The sequence below is a fragment of the Brevibacillus humidisoli genome (assembly GCF_020923435.1).
Taxonomy (GTDB): Bacteria; Bacillota; Bacilli; order Brevibacillales; family Brevibacillaceae; genus Brevibacillus_E; species Brevibacillus_E humidisoli.
On sequence record NZ_CP087263.1, the window covers coordinates 143,888 to 161,978 of the forward strand.

Annotated in this window: 24 protein-coding genes; 14 read left to right on the forward strand and 10 right to left on the reverse strand. The window is 50.8% G+C overall.

All coding sequences use genetic code 11. From position 1 onward, the window contains the following. Positions 1 to 108 precede the first annotated feature (108 nt). Entirely contained in the window at positions 109 to 981 is an 873-nt protein-coding gene (locus tag LOK74_RS00685) for an AraC family transcriptional regulator (RefSeq protein ID WP_230044616.1), read from the reverse strand. A 169-nt stretch (positions 982 to 1,150) separates the two neighbouring features. Here LOK74_RS00685 and LOK74_RS00690 point away from each other — a divergent pair, with 169 nt between their 5' ends. Continuing rightward, positions 1,151 to 2,125 carry a quinone oxidoreductase family protein gene (locus LOK74_RS00690; RefSeq protein ID WP_230044617.1) on the forward strand — a complete coding sequence of 325 codons (975 nt, stop codon included), beginning with the start codon at positions 1,151 to 1,153 and terminating at the stop codon, positions 2,123 to 2,125. Positions 2,126 to 2,183: 58 nt separating this feature from the next. On the opposite strand, the gene LOK74_RS00695 is transcribed toward LOK74_RS00690, so the two are convergent. Both LOK74_RS00695 and LOK74_RS00700 read right to left on the reverse strand, forming a co-directional pair. Further along, entirely contained in the window at positions 2,184 to 3,146 is a 963-nt protein-coding gene (locus LOK74_RS00695) for an MBL fold metallo-hydrolase (protein WP_230044618.1), read from the reverse strand. 206 nt (positions 3,147 to 3,352) lie between these two features. Continuing rightward, a complete protein-coding gene (locus LOK74_RS00700) occupies positions 3,353 to 3,538 on the reverse strand; it encodes a hypothetical protein (RefSeq protein WP_230044619.1) in 186 nt (61 codons plus the stop codon). Positions 3,539 to 3,828: 290 nt separating this feature from the next. Here LOK74_RS00700 and LOK74_RS00705 point away from each other — a divergent pair, with 290 nt between their 5' ends. From LOK74_RS00705 to LOK74_RS00725, 5 genes are all read left to right on the forward strand, one after another. Continuing rightward, a complete protein-coding gene (locus LOK74_RS00705) occupies positions 3,829 to 4,311 on the forward strand; it encodes a tetratricopeptide repeat protein (RefSeq protein ID WP_230044620.1) in 483 nt (160 codons plus the stop codon). A gap of 24 nt (positions 4,312 to 4,335) precedes the next feature. After that, positions 4,336 to 4,794, forward strand: coding sequence for a Crp/Fnr family transcriptional regulator (locus LOK74_RS00710; protein ID WP_230044621.1), 459 nt, complete (start codon positions 4,336 to 4,338; stop codon positions 4,792 to 4,794). Between the two features lie 65 nt (positions 4,795 to 4,859). After that, positions 4,860 to 5,060: a YgaP family membrane protein gene (locus tag LOK74_RS00715; protein ID WP_230044622.1), complete on the forward strand. Its 201-nt coding sequence runs from the start codon at positions 4,860 to 4,862 to the stop codon at positions 5,058 to 5,060. A 16-nt stretch (positions 5,061 to 5,076) separates the two neighbouring features. Further along, entirely contained in the window at positions 5,077 to 5,238 is a 162-nt protein-coding gene (locus LOK74_RS00720) for a hypothetical protein (protein ID WP_230044623.1), read from the forward strand. Beyond that, positions 5,229 to 5,315 (forward strand): hypothetical protein, encoded by an 87-nt coding sequence (locus LOK74_RS00725; protein ID WP_230047124.1) that lies wholly within the window; start codon positions 5,229 to 5,231, stop codon positions 5,313 to 5,315. Before LOK74_RS00720 ends, LOK74_RS00725 begins: the two co-directional genes overlap by 10 nt. 131 nt (positions 5,316 to 5,446) lie before the next feature. Here LOK74_RS00725 and LOK74_RS00730 read toward each other — a convergent pair whose 3' ends face one another. Next, positions 5,447 to 6,001, reverse strand: a complete 555-nt coding sequence (locus tag LOK74_RS00730; protein ID WP_230044624.1) for a hypothetical protein — start codon at positions 5,999 to 6,001, stop codon at positions 5,447 to 5,449. Between the two features lie 408 nt (positions 6,002 to 6,409). Between LOK74_RS00730 and LOK74_RS00735 the strand changes: the two genes are divergently transcribed. The 7 genes from LOK74_RS00735 to LOK74_RS00765 all read left to right on the forward strand — a co-directional run bounded on the left by LOK74_RS00735 (position 6,410) and on the right by LOK74_RS00765 (position 11,039). Continuing rightward, complete coding sequence (locus LOK74_RS00735) at positions 6,410 to 7,072, forward strand: CPBP family intramembrane glutamic endopeptidase (protein ID WP_230044625.1); 663 nt, start codon at positions 6,410 to 6,412, stop codon at positions 7,070 to 7,072. A gap of 39 nt (positions 7,073 to 7,111) precedes the next feature. Then, the gene (locus LOK74_RS00740; RefSeq protein WP_230044626.1) at positions 7,112 to 7,549 is read left to right on the forward strand and encodes a GNAT family N-acetyltransferase; all 438 of its coding nucleotides are present in this window, start codon (positions 7,112 to 7,114) and stop codon (positions 7,547 to 7,549) included. Positions 7,550 to 7,617: 68 nt separating this feature from the next. After that, complete coding sequence (locus LOK74_RS00745) at positions 7,618 to 8,394, forward strand: hypothetical protein (protein ID WP_230044627.1); 777 nt, start codon at positions 7,618 to 7,620, stop codon at positions 8,392 to 8,394. 26 nt (positions 8,395 to 8,420) lie between these two features. After that, positions 8,421 to 9,206 (forward strand): nucleotidyltransferase domain-containing protein, encoded by a 786-nt coding sequence (locus LOK74_RS00750; protein ID WP_230044628.1) that lies wholly within the window; start codon positions 8,421 to 8,423, stop codon positions 9,204 to 9,206. A 191-nt stretch (positions 9,207 to 9,397) separates the two neighbouring features. Beyond that, positions 9,398 to 9,778, forward strand: coding sequence for a PadR family transcriptional regulator (locus tag LOK74_RS00755; protein ID WP_230047125.1), 381 nt, complete (start codon positions 9,398 to 9,400; stop codon positions 9,776 to 9,778). 3 nt (positions 9,779 to 9,781) lie between these two features. Further along, positions 9,782 to 10,453: a permease prefix domain 1-containing protein gene (locus LOK74_RS00760; protein WP_230044629.1), complete on the forward strand. Its 672-nt coding sequence runs from the start codon at positions 9,782 to 9,784 to the stop codon at positions 10,451 to 10,453. Position 10,454: 1 nt separating this feature from the next. Continuing rightward, on the forward strand, positions 10,455 to 11,039 hold the full coding sequence (locus LOK74_RS00765) for a DUF4825 domain-containing protein (RefSeq protein ID WP_230044630.1): 585 nt from the start codon (positions 10,455 to 10,457) through the stop codon (positions 11,037 to 11,039). A gap of 83 nt (positions 11,040 to 11,122) precedes the next feature. Here the strand turns inward: LOK74_RS00765 and LOK74_RS00770 are convergent, their stop codons facing one another. After that, entirely contained in the window at positions 11,123 to 11,707 is a 585-nt protein-coding gene (locus tag LOK74_RS00770; protein WP_230044631.1) for a Spy/CpxP family protein refolding chaperone, read from the reverse strand. Between the two features lie 4 nt (positions 11,708 to 11,711). Next, complete coding sequence (locus LOK74_RS00775; RefSeq protein WP_230044632.1) at positions 11,712 to 12,170, reverse strand: MarR family winged helix-turn-helix transcriptional regulator; 459 nt, start codon at positions 12,168 to 12,170, stop codon at positions 11,712 to 11,714. Positions 12,171 to 12,473: 303 nt separating this feature from the next. Here LOK74_RS00775 and LOK74_RS00780 point away from each other — a divergent pair, with 303 nt between their 5' ends. Continuing rightward, positions 12,474 to 13,220, forward strand: coding sequence for an ABC transporter permease (locus LOK74_RS00780; protein ID WP_230044633.1), 747 nt, complete (start codon positions 12,474 to 12,476; stop codon positions 13,218 to 13,220). Between the two features lie 321 nt (positions 13,221 to 13,541). Here LOK74_RS00780 and LOK74_RS00785 read toward each other — a convergent pair whose 3' ends face one another. The 4 genes from LOK74_RS00785 to LOK74_RS00800 all read right to left on the reverse strand — a co-directional run bounded on the left by LOK74_RS00785 (position 13,542) and on the right by LOK74_RS00800 (position 18,090). Then, positions 13,542 to 14,213 carry a GNAT family N-acetyltransferase gene (locus LOK74_RS00785; protein WP_230044634.1) on the reverse strand — a complete coding sequence of 224 codons (672 nt, stop codon included), beginning with the start codon at positions 14,211 to 14,213 and terminating at the stop codon, positions 13,542 to 13,544. Positions 14,214 to 14,218: 5 nt separating this feature from the next. Continuing rightward, positions 14,219 to 14,905: a GNAT family N-acetyltransferase gene (locus LOK74_RS00790; RefSeq protein WP_230044635.1), complete on the reverse strand. Its 687-nt coding sequence runs from the start codon at positions 14,903 to 14,905 to the stop codon at positions 14,219 to 14,221. 38 nt (positions 14,906 to 14,943) lie between these two features. Then, the gene (locus LOK74_RS00795) at positions 14,944 to 15,801 is read right to left on the reverse strand and encodes a carbon-nitrogen hydrolase family protein (RefSeq protein WP_230044636.1); all 858 of its coding nucleotides are present in this window, start codon (positions 15,799 to 15,801) and stop codon (positions 14,944 to 14,946) included. 168 nt (positions 15,802 to 15,969) lie between these two features. Next, positions 15,970 to 18,090 carry a heavy metal translocating P-type ATPase gene (locus LOK74_RS00800; protein ID WP_230044637.1) on the reverse strand — a complete coding sequence of 707 codons (2,121 nt, stop codon included), beginning with the start codon at positions 18,088 to 18,090 and terminating at the stop codon, positions 15,970 to 15,972. Position 18,091 lies beyond the last annotated feature (1 nt).

Here is an 18,091-nt window from a genome sequence, read left to right on the forward strand (position 1 = left end):
GGAGCAGACTGCTGTGAGAACCTGCTACGACCCGCAATCGTGTATCGTGTGGACCAATTGCGGGTCATCGATTCAACCCGTCAGCAGGTGCTGGCAGTGAAACGGTTCTTACCTCTTCAACGGTATGTATATGGTGATCTTTAAATCATGGGGGTAGACGGAGCCGACCACATCCGTAACCTCAAAATCTGGCCCTTCGTTTCTCTCAAAGTTGGAATTGGGCAGCCATGTGCCATAAATATACTTCCTCGTATCCTGGACAATGCCGTCCCCACCGTAGGCTTGAAAGACGGCATACGTCCCCGCGGGAATCACAAGATGGACAAAACCGTCTGGCAAACCGCCATCAAAGGGCTCCACTTCTTCCCCAACAATAAATGAAAACGTACCATCATCCTGAAAGTTGCATGAGATGCCATAGGCCATATGAGGCGCACGTTTATTCTGTATGTGCATGTAGCGTCCCTGTTCCCCGAATTCGCGATAAAAACCGGGGATCTCCTCAAAGTATCGCTCATAATTCAAGTTGGTTTTGTATTCGTAACCAATGATCTCGATAGGGTCCAGATGCTTCGTCACGGGTTTCTGTACGTTGATCTCTTTTTTCATCGCTTTTTGGTAGTCAAGTAGATCGATTTTTGGCTGCAGTCGAACACTAGTATCCGCTTTGCGGTATTTGCCCGGTGTAATGCCAAATAGCTGCTCAAAAGCACGCGTAAACGCTTCTTGCGAGTTATAGTGGGAGGTCAGCGCGATATCTAGTACGCTGGTATTCGTCTGCTTGAGCAAGTCGGCAGCTACCGACAATCGCCTCTTGCGGATGTATTCATGCACAGAAAATCCGGTAATCGCCTGGAAAAGTCTTTGAAAATGGAAGGGTGAGAAACAGGCTGCTGAAGCAATCTCAGCAATGTTCATCTCCTCATGAAGATGTTCCTCTATGAAGGATATCGCCTGTTGAATCCTTTTATAATAGTCCATGTTCTTCGTTCCTTTCTGATTGTTCGCTCAACACCATTATGCACGACAGCACTTTCTTGTTTTTGATTATTTGTGCTTTTCCTGCAAGTTTGATTTTCTCTACGATTGGTTATAAGATTCAAAGAAATGGAACTGTATTGCATAATACGGAACGAGGGGACGGACAAGGGTGAAAGCCGTTATTGTTGAAAACTTTGGTTCAGCAGAGAATATGAACTATGTAGACATGGAGATGCCCACGATCCATTCGAAACAAGTATTGATTCGCGTCAAAACGACCAGCGTTAACTTTGCAGATATTAAAGCCAGATACGGCGGGAAAGGGCAGAAACCGCCTTTTATCCCCGGATTGGAAGCATCGGGCGTGGTGGAAAAAGTAGGCGATGACGTGAAGTCGATACAGGTAGGTCAACGCGTCATCGCTTTTCCTCACCAAGGGTCGTATGCAGAGTATATTGTCGCGGACGAAAACCTAACCTTCGCCATTCCCGATCGGCTTGATTTTGATACGGCCGGGGCTTGTGGGATCGTATCTTTTTTATCCTACAAGCTGCTTGCTGATGTAGCTAAGTTGAGCAAGGGGGAATCGGTTCTGATTCACTCTGCAGCCGGAGGGGTAGGAACGACGGCGATTCAGATGGCCAAAGTGTTAGGAGCGGGAAGCGTTATCGGAACCGTCGGCAGCGAACACAAGATACCAATGGCCATGAGTGCCGGAGCAGACCATGTAATCTGTTATGAAAGAGAAAATTTTTCTGAAAAAGTTAACGAATGGACGGGAGGCAAAGGTGTCGATATCATCTTGGACTCGATTGCCGGAGAGATAACGGAGAAAAGTTTCCAATGTCTTGCTCATTACGGGCGTCTGGTCATGTTTGGGAACTCTAGTGGAAAGAGCGGACAAGTGCAAACCAGTGACCTGCACGCCAGCTGCCGCTCTGTACTTGGATTCAGTTTGGGAACCACTAGAAAAGAACGTCCCGAGCTATTACAGGAAACAGCAACTCACGTATTTTCTCTTTTGGAAAATGGACAGTTGGACATCAAAATCAGTGAACGGTTTCCGCTGAAAGACGCATCGCTCGCACATCAATTGGTAGAGGGCAGAAACAGCTTGGGGAAAGTGCTGTTGTACCTAGAATAACAGTAGTCTGCGATACTGTGTGGAAGCGCAGACTCCATGGCAGGATCGGCCGCACTTCCTACCAATTGGCAGGCGATCGCTCACGCCCCGACCAGTCGGCAGCAGGGGAGAGAAACGGGGTAGTTGCCGTCAACATGTTCCCTTGCCAGACCGCCGCACCAGAGCGAAGCATCTCATCCAGCAAGGTTTTGGCAAAATCATGGGGCTCTTGCCGGAACGCATGGATGCTAAAATCACGAAACCAGCCACAGGTGAGCAAGTACGGCTCTAGCTCGTGCTCAGCCAATCCGTTGCGGATCATCAGTGTGAAAGCAAATATCCGTTTGACCGCATGCCAATTCATCTTGTCCGGTTCGCTCAGCCATTTGGTGTAGCGGCGTTTTGCTGCTTCAATAGCGGCTTGCGGATCGTCTATGGCCGGACCATGCCCAGGGTAGACGCGTTGCAGCGGCAGACGAGCTACCTGCTCCAGACTTTCCAGAGACCGATGCAGGGAAGCGACACCCTCCCGGTAGATGTTGATCCAGCCCACATCGTCACGATGAAACAGATCACCGCCGATCAGGATCTGATGCTCGCGGGAGTAAAGCGACAGGTGGCCCAGCGTATGACCAGGCGTATCGATCACTCGCAGACGGATCTCTCCCGCAGCGATTTCATCACCATCGGATAGCGCTTGATTGACTATGTATGGTTCCACCGGCTGATCAAGCCACTCTGCGCAGCAAGCTTCCCGGTCGCGCCGATTGATCATCTCCGCGTCCCAGCGGTGGGCGGCGATTGGCACACCGTATCTTTGCTGGAAGTGGTGATTTCCGCCGACGTGGTCGCTGTGGTAGTGGGTATTAACGATGAGGCGCAGCTGATCCGGCTGGATTCCCAGCTCTTTTATCGCTTCTTCGGCGGCGGCAATGTCACTGCCAAAGCCGGTGTCGACCAGAATCGGTTCATCTCCCCCGATCAACACCATGTTTGCGCTGGGAAACTCACGCTGTAAAAAATGAAACCGTGTTTGCTTCATAGGTGGACCTCTTTTCCTGGTTTTTAGGGTTGCAGAAAAAAGAAGGGCAACCCGAACTTCACAAGAAATCATCAACAGACGATTCCGATGCAAGGTTTAGATGTCTGGTTTTTTGCGCACAACATGGAGTAGCAGAAAAACATAGATGACCATGCCCACCTCCATGTTTCTTGGAGAGCAATCACACAGGAGTTACAGCGTTTTGCTCACTCTCCAATCAAATCAAGCAGAGATAAAAAATCAACTGCTGCGCCCCAAATGCCACAAACGAATGTGACAAAAGATATGGTCAGCAGCGCCACGCTGCTTCGCAAAACATTGCGAGTCGTATAGAAAGAAACGAGTACTAAGACTGTTCCTGCCAGAAAAGAAAGCAGGCTGATCAACAGCATGATTCATACACGCTCCTCGTTGAGGTAAAGTAGCGACCATAACAATGACAGCCAGTACTTTGAGCCATCGGCGTACTTGTGTTGGAATCGCGATCAAACATAAACGATTCCTCTACCGCAATTGATTTTACAGAATATACATAATTGTACCGTATGATTGCAGTAGGGAGGAACTTTTTTTGAAGGAGGGAGTCGCTTCGCATGTCGATGCTTGCTAGCTCCTACTCTTTCTGTCTAGGCATGATAGAATGACAGCAAGATCGAATACACACGTGACGATGGAGGTACAGATGTCTGATTTGCAAAAAGCAATAACGTTGAGAAAAGAAGGGCAGTTAGAGGAAGCGAAGCGGTTGTTGCTCGACCTGTATGCGAGAGAGCCGGAAAATCCATCCGTCCTCTATCAATGTGCATGGATCCATGATGCGCTCGGACTGGAAAGAGAGGCAGTTCCATTTTACGAAAAGGCGATACAGATGGGACTGCAAAGCAAGGAGAGAAGAGGTGCCCTGTTGGGGTTAGGCAGCACCTATCGTGCGCTTGGGCAGTACGACATGGCCAAGGCAGTGTTTGAACAGGGATTGGCAGAAATGCCTGACGCCCATGAGTTTTCTGTTTTTTACGCAATGGTGCTGCACAACGTGGGGGAGTACGAGGGGGCCATGCAAACCCTGTTGAAAAAAATCGTAGAAGTGACCGATGATCCGGGGATTGCCGGATACAAGAAAGCGATCTTGTTCTATGCGGATCGTTTGCAGGAAACCTGGGATTAGGCGAATGAGGAAGTGATCCAACACATGCGGCCCGAGCAAATCGAGAAAATGGTATCGGCGGTCCCCTGCTTTGCGGCAGTACCATCTAAAGAATGGCAGCAGGCGGGTATATCGACCATTACCCTTCCCGCCCGACCGGTAATCGAGGAGGGACATATCTTTCAGCATGCCTCATTTGTCCTCAGCCGATTTATCTATCGCCAGTTTATCAGGAGAATGGTGTCGGTAACCGGATTGGTGGAAGAGATGTCGTTTTACCCTATGGCTCACAGAGTAGCGGACCTGCTCCTGCGCAAAACCAACGCTCAAACGGATGCCCCCCTGTATGCGACCCATCAGTCGCTTTCTATCGAATTGGGGACGGCCAGGGAAGTGGTCAGCAGGATATTGAAGGATTTTGAAAGACGAGGCTCGATTCGCCTAGGCAGAGGGAAAATCTACCTGGTTCAGCGCAGCGATCTGGAACGGCTGGTTCAGGTATAGTGACGTAGTCACAGAAGCGATGTAGGTTCATCTCCTACCATAAACAGTGTAGAGGAGGGATGAACATGAGGAAAAACGTCGGAAAATGGGATCGGGTGCTACGAGTCGTGCTGGGCATTCTCTTGCTATCGATGCTCGGGTTTGTGGAAGCCCCATGGAAATACGCAGCATGGTTGGGGATTCCACTGCTGCTGACAGGTCTGCTCGGTGTCTGTTTCACCTATGGCATTCTAGGTGTGAGTACCTGCCCGACCAACCGTTCATGAAAGGAGAGGGAATGAGATGAAGCCGTATTACTCCTCTGCCAATCTAAGGCGTATCCCGGAATTGGTCAGCTTAAGCCCCCAAGCGGCTGCCGCCTATCAACATTTCGAGCAGCAGGTCTACCAGACGGCAGACGCCATACCACAAAAGACAAGCAGGAACTGCTCGCGATCGCAGTAGCCCACGTCTCGGGATGTCCTTACTGTATTGATGTACATGTGCTGGAGCGATTCTCAGCCATGGCGTTCACGCACTGAACTCCTATGAAGAGGAAGGCGATAACCCGCCTCAGCAGAACCGAGATGATGGACCGGAGTGTTTTTGCTAAGCTTGGGACAAAAAGAGTCAGAGACAGTGCTTTCCGATGCGGCGCTGTCTCTGACTCTTTTTATTTTATCGGTTCATATCGGTATTGGTATTGGAAAAATGCTATTTTCTCATCGGTATAGGAAGTCCAACGGTCCCAAACACTGTCCTCCAGGTTCGTCTCCTCGGTAACCACTACGCGGTATTCGCCCGGCTGCAGGTCTATGGGCAATGATTCATACATCGCCAATTGTTGCTTTCTTTCATTGGCGGCGAGGATCTTCAATTCTGCCTGTACCGGCTGATCCAGGTGATTTTTCACCATAAACAGATTGCGATAGTCTTCAGTAGAGCAGTCTCTCCAACAAAAACCCCGAGCGGAGTAGAGCAGTTCTACGGAGATCTCCTGTTTTGCCTCTTCATCTCCTGCTGTGGCAAAAACCCGTTCTGCCCGATCCAGTATTTCTGCATATTCCCACTTCTCCCCCAGTGATGCGAACCAGAAAATGGAGAGGAAGATTTGCACCAATAGCAGAATCAAAATAAACAAGGCAACCATTGTTCCGAACAGATCGCGAGTGATAACGAGTGAGACAATTCCGACAAGCAGAAAGATGGCGCCAAATATAATGAGCATGATAAATCCGATCGTAAAGTCACCAACAGAAGGGAGTAGAGGAAAATCGTATGTAGACCGAAAATAGAGGTGGAGGCATGAGGTGACTCCCAAAAGGACCAGGTACGCCAGCAGCCCGGGTAATATTTTTTGTCTCAGGGGTTTTGGGTTGTTGGACGACAAGCCCCGAATCAGGAAGAGGAGGGGGATGCTGGAGATCAAAAGGGATATAAATACCACTTGTATCACCTATTTCCGCAATCTTATTTCCCTATGTTACCATATTTGTACGCTTGTAACAGGTCGGTGTGCAGAAATCGGCCCAGCCACCAAGGGCAGCCGGTACTACGCTAGGTTGGTACTATGAACCGCTTCTCAGACCAGGTACTATTTTGATAGGCACATATACTAGGATCTGGTGGGGATCACATGGCTCTTATCCTTCTTATGTTTGGACCTACGCTGATGATATTCCTCGGCCTGCAAGTGATGGGCAGTGTGCCGATCACGTTTCTGCTGTTCTATAGCTGGCTGTTTGCCGTGCCGTTGTGGGAACTGCTGGTGATCAGAAGAATGACGCTGTCAGAGACATTCCGCAGCCTGGGACTGAGTCTGAATCGGAAAAACCTGTACCATGGCTTCTTCTCCGGCCTTTTTTTCTTCCTGACAATACTGACGGCCGGATACCTGTTTCATCGTTACGCATTTGAGTTGTCTCATCTGCAGAGGGTGTTGGCTGGATGGAACTTTTCAGGAGATCAGGTGATTTGGCTGATGGGCATCGTCATGTTTCTCAATCCAATACTGGAAGAGCTGTATTGGCGGGGGTATATGTGGCAAAAACTGCGTACAGCGTGGAGTGTGAGAGCGATCATCGTGTTTGGCTCACTCTTTTACACGCTGTATCATCTGCTGTCGGTGTTACCGTTGATGAATGGACCGTACCATGTTGTTGTGATCGCTTCCGTCTTTCTGGCTGGAGTGATCTGGGGATATATGCGGCTGATCGGTCAGTCCCTGCTTGGCTCCATTGTTAGTCATATGCTGGCCGATCTTGGGATTATGGCAGTGTATGGTTTGTTTTTGAGGTGAACGGAGAAAACGAGTAACTAGTAAGGAGGGGGAGATTAGATGGAAGTAAGAACACCAACAGAGGGCGAGTTGGAGCTTATCCTGCAACATTCGCCGCAGGCGGCTTTCGAAGGCACGATGGGCAGGACGCGACCTACTTTTGAGAAGATAAAGCAGTTGGTGGAATCCCTGCTGCAGCAAGGTGGACGCTACGTAGTCGCAGTAGAAGAGAACCAGTTGGCTGGATGGGTTCTGTTTGGAGCAAGACAGGATCAGTTCAGTGATCAATGGTTTGGCTTTATCTATGAGCTCTATGTGCTGCCGGAACACAGGGGGAAGGGTGTCTCCAAGCGGTTGATGAGAGAGGCGATCGAACAGTTGTCAGCAGAGGGGTATCGTGAAGTTCGGCTGAGCGTGTACGTGGAAAATCATGCGAAACGGCTCTATGAGCAGCTTGGTTTTGTCGATAGAAATATCACGATGAGTTTGCATTTGTAGTATGAAGGGCTTCTAAACAGGGTCTTGGATCCCCTTGGAAGGTTTACTACGTCTGGTACAGTGGGGGGGTGGCGTGCGATCAGGATTCTCTCGTTCATTTCAATTCTCGTCTTTTTTTCTCTGTCCTCTCCTTATCCGTCTCTCCATTGCTCACATCCTTGTTTTCTCACGGTACGTTTGCCAGCAATATGGCCAGAGAGTTGGAGTACGAAACAGGGGCGTTGGTGGTGATCGGCGTATCGTTTCTCATCGGGATCGCAGCACTGCTCGCATCGTGGCCTGACGGGAAGAGCAGGCGCACGAGATGGGCCTATCTCGGGCTGATCGTGTTCGCGGTGGTTCCGCTGCTGGTGTTGTCATTTCCCATCACCTATATGGTCTCTCAAGAAGTGAGGCGGGAAACCGCTGACGTCCGGCAGTTCGTCAGCTCCCTTCGGGCAGAGCAAAGCGGACTGCTGGATTGGTCCGCCATCAGAGAAGTTCGTTACAATCCAGACGCTGAGAGAATCGAGATCAGTCTGGACTACGATACGGAGAAGATATTGGATTTTTACGGGAAAGCGAAGGAGACGAACCTGGTGTTCCATCGGGTGAAACAATTCCTTGCTGGCGACATCCGTAATCTGCATCACCAGATATGGGACGAGATCGCCGTGCAACAAGAAGTGGTGATCGATGCTTACTGGGATGAGCAGCGAGTGCACGTGTCCCGAACAACGGAGAGCACGGATTTAGACAGCGATTCGGATTACTACTCGTTTGATTTGCAGAAAAAGGAGACTCAGTTGATCTTGCGCTATTACGTAGAGGGGACATGGAACGAACGGGTGATAGAAGAAGAGTGAAGCAACGACCAAGAGGAGGTCTTCCCATGGCTGACATGACCGGGACGATACTGCATGAGCTGCAAAAAATCGAACAGGAAGAGCGGATCCGCATCCTGTACGCCTGTGAATCAGGCAGCCGGGCATGGGGATTTCCTTCCAAAGACAGTGACTATGATGTGCGCTTCCTCTATATCCGCCCTGTTGATTGGTATCTCTCTATCTTTGACAGGAGAGATGTGATTGAGCGGCCCATTCACGAGATGCTGGATATCAGCGGTTGGGATCTGCGAAAAGCCCTGCAGTTGTTTCGTAAATCCAACCCGTCCCTGTTGGAGTGGCTGCAATCGCCGATCGTATACCTGGAGCAGTACAGCGTGGCAAATCAAATCCGGGCGTTGGCGTCACTTACGTACGCGCCAAAATCCAGCGTGTATCACTATCTAAACATGGCCAAGGGCAACTATAGGGACTATCTCCAGAGTGAACAGGTGAAGAGCAAAAAGTATTTCTATGTACTCCGGCCCATCCTGGCCTGCTGGTGGATCGAACAATATGGAACGATGCCGCCTATACAGTTTCATCGCCTGATGGAGGAACTGCTTCCTGATGGGAGTGAAGTGAAAGCCAGCATAGAGCAGTTGCTGATACGAAAAAAGGCGGGCGAAGAATGGGATGTTGAGCCGAGAATAGAGCCGCTTCACGATTTCCTGGAAGAACGGATTGCCCGTTATGAACGGCTGGCTGCCAACTTCGATAACGGCTCTGCGGGGAGTCAGGATGATCAGCTCGACGAACTGTTCCGCGCGGCATTAAGGGAGGTATGGGGGTGAAACCCCATGCTGATCAGGTGTGATGCTGCAGCATGGGTGCCAAGCAGCCTCACCATCGACCTAGTATGAATGTTGCTGCAGATACTGAGGCCATCTGTAGGCAAATGAGAGAAAGTCACGAAAGCACGGATGCCTGTTTCCGTGTTTTTGTTTGAAATAGTACTTTTACAGACATAGTAATATGTGTTATGATGTATTGGCTGAAGGATGGGGGGCGTAACAGATTGAACCAGCCGTTTTACAACAGTGATTTGGTCCGGGGAAACATCGATACCATTATCCTCTGTGTGCTGCTGCAAGGGGATAATTACGGTTATCAGTTAATTAAGGAAATCTACCGCAAAAGTGAAAACCGGTTTGAATTAAAAGAGCCGACGCTGTATTCCAGTTTGCGACGTCTCGAAAAACAGAACATGATCCAATCATACTGGGGTGAAGAGACCCAGGGCGGGCGGAGAAAATACTATCACATTACGGAGGCGGGCAGGGAGATGTACAGACAAAATTATGCGGCATGGAAGGCAGCGAGAGATCTGATAGACCGCCTGATCGAGAGTGGAGGGGAGGAGTAAGCCGTGAAAGAGTTGGAGCGATTTGTAGAAGACTTGTTTGCCAACTACAGAGAAACCAGAGAGATCCAAGAACTGAAGAGGGAAATACTCAGCAACCTGGAGGCGAAAGCAACCGACTACATCGCTGAGGGCATTCCTTACCTGGAAGCCGTCCATCGCGCCACTAGACATATGGATACGGTTGACTTTCTGGTCGAGGACCATCAACCGGTATACGTAAATCGCTACAAAACGGATCTGGTACAGACGGCGCTCTTGTATCTGCTGGTCGGCTGGATTCTGACCATCCCAATTCGAATGGTATCGACAGGCGTATGGGTTAACAACTTGTTCACGCTGGCCGTCGCACTTTGCACGGTTGCCTATTTCCTCCTCGCATCGAAGAAGGATGATCACTTTCGCAATGCGGTATCGATTATCCATCCGATGAAGCTGGCCAAACGAAGCAAAGCGGCATGGGTCATCTGGGCGATGTACGTTTTGATGATGACGGCCTATACCGCAGCGATCTGGTTCGGAAGTGATCTCTGGTTTGGCCGCCCGATCAGCATCGATGGCCCATACCAGTTTGCCGTCGCTGCGGTTGATTTTGCGGCACCTTTTGCAGCAATTGTTGTACCCTTGCTATTTCAGACAGCGCATCGTCTGGCCAGCAGATACGAGGTGAACGTGTGAGATGAAGAAGAGAAATGGATGGATCATTGCACTGATGATGATTGGTGTTATCGGCATGTTGTATGTGGAGGGCGTTGCCAAGCCGCAGCTGCAGCGACAGGAACAGCAGGAGCAGTTGGCGCAGCTCAACCCCTTGACCCATGATATCGCTCACGTGTTGCCATATAAAAGCAAGTACATGGGGAATGCAGGCAATCTGACCAACCTCAACAACCGGCTCCCCCTGTACAATATCGCAAAAACGTATCAGCTCTACCCTGATCAGCTAACGGCAGAGATTTCCTACGAGGAGGCAGCGGCCAGCATCGATGAAGAGTTGCGTACGCATGCGATCGTCTACAATTCAACGGCAAACTTTGTACTGATCGATAATCTGCAAGTCCTGAAGCTCAACTTCCAGGACGACTCCTATACGATTCGAAGAGAGGCGGTAGAACGATGGTACGGAGATGCGTTCAACTCCCTGCAGGAAAAAGAGCGATGGGAGAAGGAGGTCAGCAGCAAGCTGTCCGATCAGGGTTACGTTAAACGGTTTATGGAAAAAAACGTATTCGTATCGCAGACCTACAATGCTTTAGGAGAATGAAGAGGATCGGTACGGCGATTCGTTGGTTTCGTTATACCCCCGAAGGACCCCTGCGCCAATGCGAAGAGGTCCCTTTTTCCGCTTCAATGATCATGCTGGTGCTGTTTGCCTTGTGTAGAAGCATCACGATTTTCTATGTACCCGCGTAATACGTCATAACGGGCAACTTGCTCGGGGGAGAGGATTTCTTTTGTTTTGAGATGGGTTTGCAGATGGACAGTTCGCAATTGCCCTTCCACCATGGCAATCTGGTTGACTATTGCGGTGAGCTCTTCCTCTGTGATCCACCCGCTTGCGAACGATTTGTCTAACTGGCTTTCCAGTTCAACCAGTCTTTTTCCCAGTGTTTTTGCCTCTGAGGTCATGTCGTCGGCCAATTCCTTGATCGCACTCTCTTGATCAGGATGCAGCCCTAATTCCTTGCCAAAGTCGAGTGTGTGTTTGGGACCGGGATAGTGATTTAGTTCCGCAGATAGCGCGTACTGCAAGCCCGCACCTTTCAACAGGCCTTCTATTTTTTCGGCAGACAAGGCTTTTATCGTGCGGCTCTGCAAGTCGGTGTATGGTTGTGAAACAGCGGGTTCCGTTGTTTCTGCAGCGCTACATCCGATGGATAGAACGGTTACGGACGAAAGCAAACCGGTCAGAAGGATTGTTTTGCTGAACACATTCTCACTCCTCCGTCATCGTATTTTCTTTTTCCTTTTTCAGTGATTGGATAAGGTGAGACAAGGCTGACAATACCTCTGGTTGTTTGTCGAGTGGAATACCGTCCAGTATTTTCTGATATTTTGCCCGTCGCCTTTTTTCCACCTGATCGTTCGCCCGTCGCCCCTGATCGGTAATGGATATGAGCGTTTCTCGTCGATTGTGGGGGTTCGTTGTTCTTAAAACGAATCCCTTTTTCACAAAAGCATCAATCAGACGGCTGGTTGTACTTTTGTCGATGTACAACCTGTTTGCCAATTCTTGCTGCGTGATCGCACCTGCGCTGCTTAATTCATGGAGAGCATGGGCTTGTGTGATGTTGATCGGTGCTCCACAAGGTGTTTTATTTTGTTCCAATACGCCAAACAAGCGAATAAACTGTTGGATTTGCTGTTGCAGAATCAAAGACTTGTCGGAATCCATCATTCCCCCCCCCTTTTTTTTTGGTTTACTATACAACTGTTGTTGATGCAACTATGATACAAGTGAAAGGAAGAGATGTCAACAGGCAGAGAAGGCTCGTTACGTGAGGAGAAGTTTCTGGGGGAGGAACTTGGGGCAGATCGTCGAAATCGTATCATGGGTTGTAACCAGTGGTTGCTATGGGCTGCACACCACACTACGGTAGCAGGGCTCCGGATGTTCCGCAGCGCCGACGCGGCGGGTTTCGGGCGGGGGACGGGCAGACCAGTTATAGAATAATAAGATGGGAAAAGAGGATAAACCGTGAAAGACATCAGCCATGCCGCACTCCTGATCACCTGCATCTTTATCCTGATCCCGATCTGGGTCTCCTATCAGCAAAACCTTGGTATTGCCAGGGAAATCGCGCTTTCTACCCTCCGTGGCGCGATTCAGTTGATCGTGATCGGGTACGTGATTACCTACGTTTTTTCCATTGAATCATGGTATGCGTTGGGACTTTTTATCCTCACCATGATCATGATCGCAGGCAGGAATTGTGCGCGGAGAGGGAAGCAGTTCCCTCATGCGTTTGCCATTGCAAGTGCCGCGATATTGGTGGCGGAAGTGATATCCGTTTCGGTATGGCTCATGTTTGATATCATCGACGCCAAAGCACAGTACATCCTGCCGATGAGCGGGATGATCATCGGTGGATCGATGATTGTAGCCAGTGTGACCTTTGAGCGGATGCTAAACGAGTTTAAGCTGACAAAACAGATGATACTGGCCAAGCTTGCCTTGGGAGCGAATCCGCGACAGGCGTGTCAGGAAATGATAAAGGCGACTGTAAAAGCGGCTTTGATCCCCAATATCGAGACGATGAAATCAACCGGGCTGATTCATCTGCCAGGAATGATGACAGGAGTGATTATTGCCGGTGCTTCCCCTATCATCGCCGTAAAGTACCAGTTGGTGATATTGGTCAGTTCCATGTCCACTTCTGCGATTACGGCCCTGCTGGTCAGTTTTTTGTCGTATCCCTCGTTTTTTAAGCAGAAGATGTTTTGAGGATGGGGCTGTTAGACTGTAGACAGGTGGGGGCGTCGCGGGGGGAGAGCAGCTCTTTTCCTGCAGTCGCGCCGTTGCCAACCTGCGAGGAAGCGGGACTGTCCGCTGCGCCAGTACGCAAGCGGGCGGGCGCAAAAGGGGTTATTGCTACGAGGCAACTCAGAGTTGCGCCCGAAAGCCCCCGCTTCGGACTGGCTCCGCTAGGTTGGTTGGCAAAAGTTGCTCCTTCCGGAAAAGAGCTGTTCTCCGCCTGTACCGAGGTTTTGTCTACACACAAAAACAGCCCTTCTCTATAAAGGGCTGTTTGATCGTACCGTTTTTCTAAATAGGGAGCAGCGCTACGCTCTCTTTCGAGGAGAGAGCTTCTATCATTTGGTGCCACTCCTGCGGCTTGTTCGGCAGGACGGAGTAGTAGCGAGTCAGGAAATCGACGATCAGTTTTGCATCCAACTGGTTGGTCTCCTCTTCAGACGGGAGGAAGCATAGGTCCAGTCCGGTTACGGGCTGTCCGTCATTGTTCCAGGAAGGGTGGACGTAAGGGAAGTCCAGACGTTTGTACCCAAGATGAGACAATACTTCACGCCGAACATAGGGGTCCATTGGCTTTATCCCGCCAAACTGGTGCTCCTCCACCCGATAGGGATCGTAGATTTCGGCAAACATCCCGTATAACGGCTTTCCGCATGCGGCGGCAAGCGCGGTGAGGTCGTCCATCCGCTTGCGAGCCAAAAACCGGCCAATCCCCAGACCAGCTTGACCAATGATTGTGAAGTCGGTCATCGCCACATGCATATCTTCATAGTAGCGATACTCTGTCGCTCCAACGACGTTGCCATCGTGAACGGCAACAAATACGCGGATTCCCGGGTCTTCCAGCGGCTCTTTCCAGAGATCGAATGCCAATACCTCCTCAGGCGGGAACACGTCCTGCATGAGCTGATGCATTTTTGCAAACAAGGGATCTTCGATACTTGTAATTCTTACATAATCCATTTTCATCATTCTCCTTGCGAAGGTAGTGACGGGCAAAAAGGGTTTTTCCATTCCATCAGCGCCCCATAATGGCAAGATTCCTCATCTTCCAAGTAGTTGGCCACTACCTGAACGGGGGTGCGTCCACAGCGCAGCAGGAAGGTGAGGACAGGATCTTTCAGCTCCCCTTTTACGACAGCTTCCAGATATTGCTCAGCAGTCATCTCATTTGCCTTTCGATGATAGCCAGGCATCCTGCCGCCGCCCAACAGCCGCTCCAAGCGTTTATGAACCACTACATCGTACATCGATAACATCAGCCATTTTCCCAACCCTAGCTTTCGGTAAGCAGGGCGTACGCCAATATCGACTACGTAAAGGGTATTGCCTTTTGGGTCATGGTTGCGGATGTAGCCGCTATCTGTGATTTCTTCCCATGTGTGTTCCGGATGATCCGGGTCAAAGTTGACCAGCAAGCCGGTCATCGATCCGGCGATCTCCCCGTCTACTTCAACACACAGGGCCCCCTCCGGGAACAAGCTCACGTGGTTTTGTAGTTGCTCGGTATTCCACCACAGTTCAGACGGGAATGGAGGAGGAAAACTCTCCTGCTGAATGCGAATTAACCCGGGAAAGTCCTGTTCGGTATAATTGCGGATGACAGCCGGGATTGGCCGATCCTGGTCAAAAACGTAAAACTCTTTGCAATACATGCGCCTCCCCCTCAAAGAGTAGATTAGCTCTCGCTTGTTTATTTCCAATCCGGATAGAGATCGGTACGTCGATCACGCCAAGTGGTAACCGAGCCGCTTTCACGAACTTGATACAACAGTTCCAGATCCAGGTCAGCGGTCACGATCATGTCATCGTTAATTTCTCCTTCTGCCAAGATGCCGCGTGGAGGGAATGGGATATCGTTAGGAGTGATGATCGCCGCCTGACCGAAATTGGCCCGCATAAAGTCAACGGTTGGCAGGGACCCGACTGTTCCTGTAGTGACGACGTATACCTGGTTTTCTACCGCTCGCGCATGGCTGGTGTAGCGGACCCGATGGAATCCATGCCGGTCATCGGTGCAAGACGGACAGAATATCACATCCGCTCCCTTGGCCTTCGCCATCCGAACGATCTCGGGAAACTCGATGTCATAGCAGGTGAGCATCGCGATCGTTCCCTTGTCTGTTTCAAAAACCTGGAGATTCTCCCCTGGAGTCATCCCCCATTCCTTCACTTCTGTCGGCGTGATATGCAGCTTGGGCTGTTCGATAATCCTGCCATCCGGATAAAACAGATGGGCCACATTGTACAGCCGATCGTCTTTGCGGATGACATGGGTTCCTGCGATGATGTGCATGTTCGTTTGCTCGGCTAAGGACGAAAACAACTCCCGGTACTGCTCTGTGAAGTCGGGCAGGTCTTGAATCGTCAGGGCGTTGCCTTGTTTGTCTCCGATCGACATCAATTGAGTGGTAAAAAACTCAGGGAACAACAGAAACTCGGCGCCGAATTCCTCGGCTGTTTTCACATAATGGGCCGATTGATTGGCAAAATCTGCGAATGAGCGGATGGTATGCAGATGGTATTGGACAGCCGCTACTCTTAGTTTCATGGTCTCCTCCTCCGTAGGAACCGCAAATGATTCCGTACACAGTAATATACCGATTATCAGGCATACGCCCGATTTTTGAAAGTACGCACTCCAAAGTAAGCTAGTTTCTTCAAGGTAACCTTGTTCAACGCCTCTCGCAGGAATCCTTGTCGGAACCTGCTACCGTCTCTAGTTGGTTATACGCAACAGGCGCAGCGCGTTAAGCGTAACCAGGAGCGTAGCTCCCATATCGGCAAATATCGCCATCCAGAGGGTCAGCCAGCCTGGAAAAATCAACAGCAGGGCAACAGCCTTGATCGCCAGGGAAAACGTGATATTCTGCTTGATGATGGCCAGAGCCCTCCTGCTTAACGCAATCGTAAATGGCAGTTTGGACAGGTCGTCACTCATCAGCGCGATGTCTGCCGTCTCCAGAGCCGTATCTGAGCCTGCGCCGCCCATGGCAAAGCTGACCGTGGCCGTAGCGAGAGCCGGCGCATCGTTAATGCCGTCCCCTACCATCGCCACATGACCATGTTTGTTGATCAATCGCTTGATTGCTTCTCGTTTATCCTGTGGCAGCAATCCCGCGTCCACATCGCTGATGTCAAGCTGTTGGGCGATTGCCGCAGCCGTTGCTTGATGATCTCCGGTCAGCATCACTGTCTGACCGATACCTAACTGATGAAGTTTTTGCAATGCCTGCTTGCTGGTTTCACGGATCTCATCGGCCACGGCGAACAGGGCGATGATTTCTTCTTTCGTGCCAAGCAGCATCACGGTTTTTCCTTGTTCCTGCAGGGTGGCAATCTCTTGACGGTTCGACTGATCCATTCCACCGGGGAGGATCTCTTCAAAAAGGCGTGGACTGCCGATATGGTACAACGTGCTGTTCACTACTGCCTTGGCTCCTTTTCCGGTAAGGGAGACGAAGCTTTCTGCAGCGGGAATCGGCTTGCCCAAATGATTGGCCTGCCTGATGATCGCCGAGGCCAGCGGATGCTGCGACCCTCTCTCGATCGCCGCTGCGATGATCAGACATTCATCCCTGGGCAGGGAGCCAACCGGTTTGATGTCGGTTAACGTCGGTACACCTTTCGTCAGTGTTCCTGTTTTGTCAAAAGCTATGGCAGAAAGCCTGCCTGCTTCTTCCAGATGAATGCCCCCTTTGATCAGGACACCGTTGCGGGCAGCCGTGCCGATCGCGGTCACGACCGCTACGGGCGTGGATATCACCAGTGCACAGGGACAGCCTACAACCAACACGGCCAGCCCCCGATAGATCCATTCCGCCCAGTTTGCTCCAGCGAACAGGGGGGGCAGCACGGCGATGGCCAATGCTGTCAGCATGATGAGAGGCGTATATACACTGGCGAATCGGTCGACAAACGCTTGGGAGGGAGCCCGTTCCGCCTGTGCTTCCTCTACCAGGTGGATGATTTTTGCCAGCGTCGTGTCTTCGAACCTCTTCGTTACGGATACCTCCAACAGCCCTTCCTGATTCAGAGTCCCAGCATATACCTCATCGTCAACATCTTTGGTGACGGGGACCGACTCACCGGTTATCGCTGCCTGATTGACCGAGGAGGCGCCCGTGATTACTTTGCCGTCCATGGCGATTTTCTGCCCCGGTTTGACGATCATAATCTCTCCGACACGCACCTCGTCCACAGGCACCTGTATCTCTTGATCGTTCCGGCGAATCAGGGCTTCATTTGGCGCGATCTCGACGAGTGATCGAATCGATTCTCTTGCCTTGTCCATGGAATAGCTCTCCAGGGCCTCGCTGATCGCGAACAGAAAGACCACCATTGCCCCTTCTCCCCATTCGCCAATGGCGGCAGCTCCGAGGATCGCAACCGTCATCAAGGTATTCATGTCAAACTGGAGGCGGACGAGATTGCGGACTCCTTTTAAGAAAAGTGTATAGCCGCCGATCAGGATCGACAGACCATAGCTGAAAACAGACAGACTGTTCTCGTCGCCGTACTGCGCGCCAAGCAGCCAGCCGGTCAGCAGCAGCAACGCCGAAATGGCGGTGCGGATGGTCGCTTTTCGATGCCAGAACGGTTCCTTGCGGCCAGCCGATCGCTCTGATTCGGGGTATATCTTCAAGCCTTCAAACGCTCCGGCCTTTTCCAGTTCTGCGATGGACGCTTCTCCGACAACCGTTAGTTTCGCTGCACCGAAGTTAACCTGGGCGTCCTGGACATGCGGCAACTGCTTCACGTTTTTTTCAAAGGTAGCGGCACAGCCTGTACACGTAAAACCCTCTACCCGATAAATGTTTCTTTTGACGCTTTCATCCACG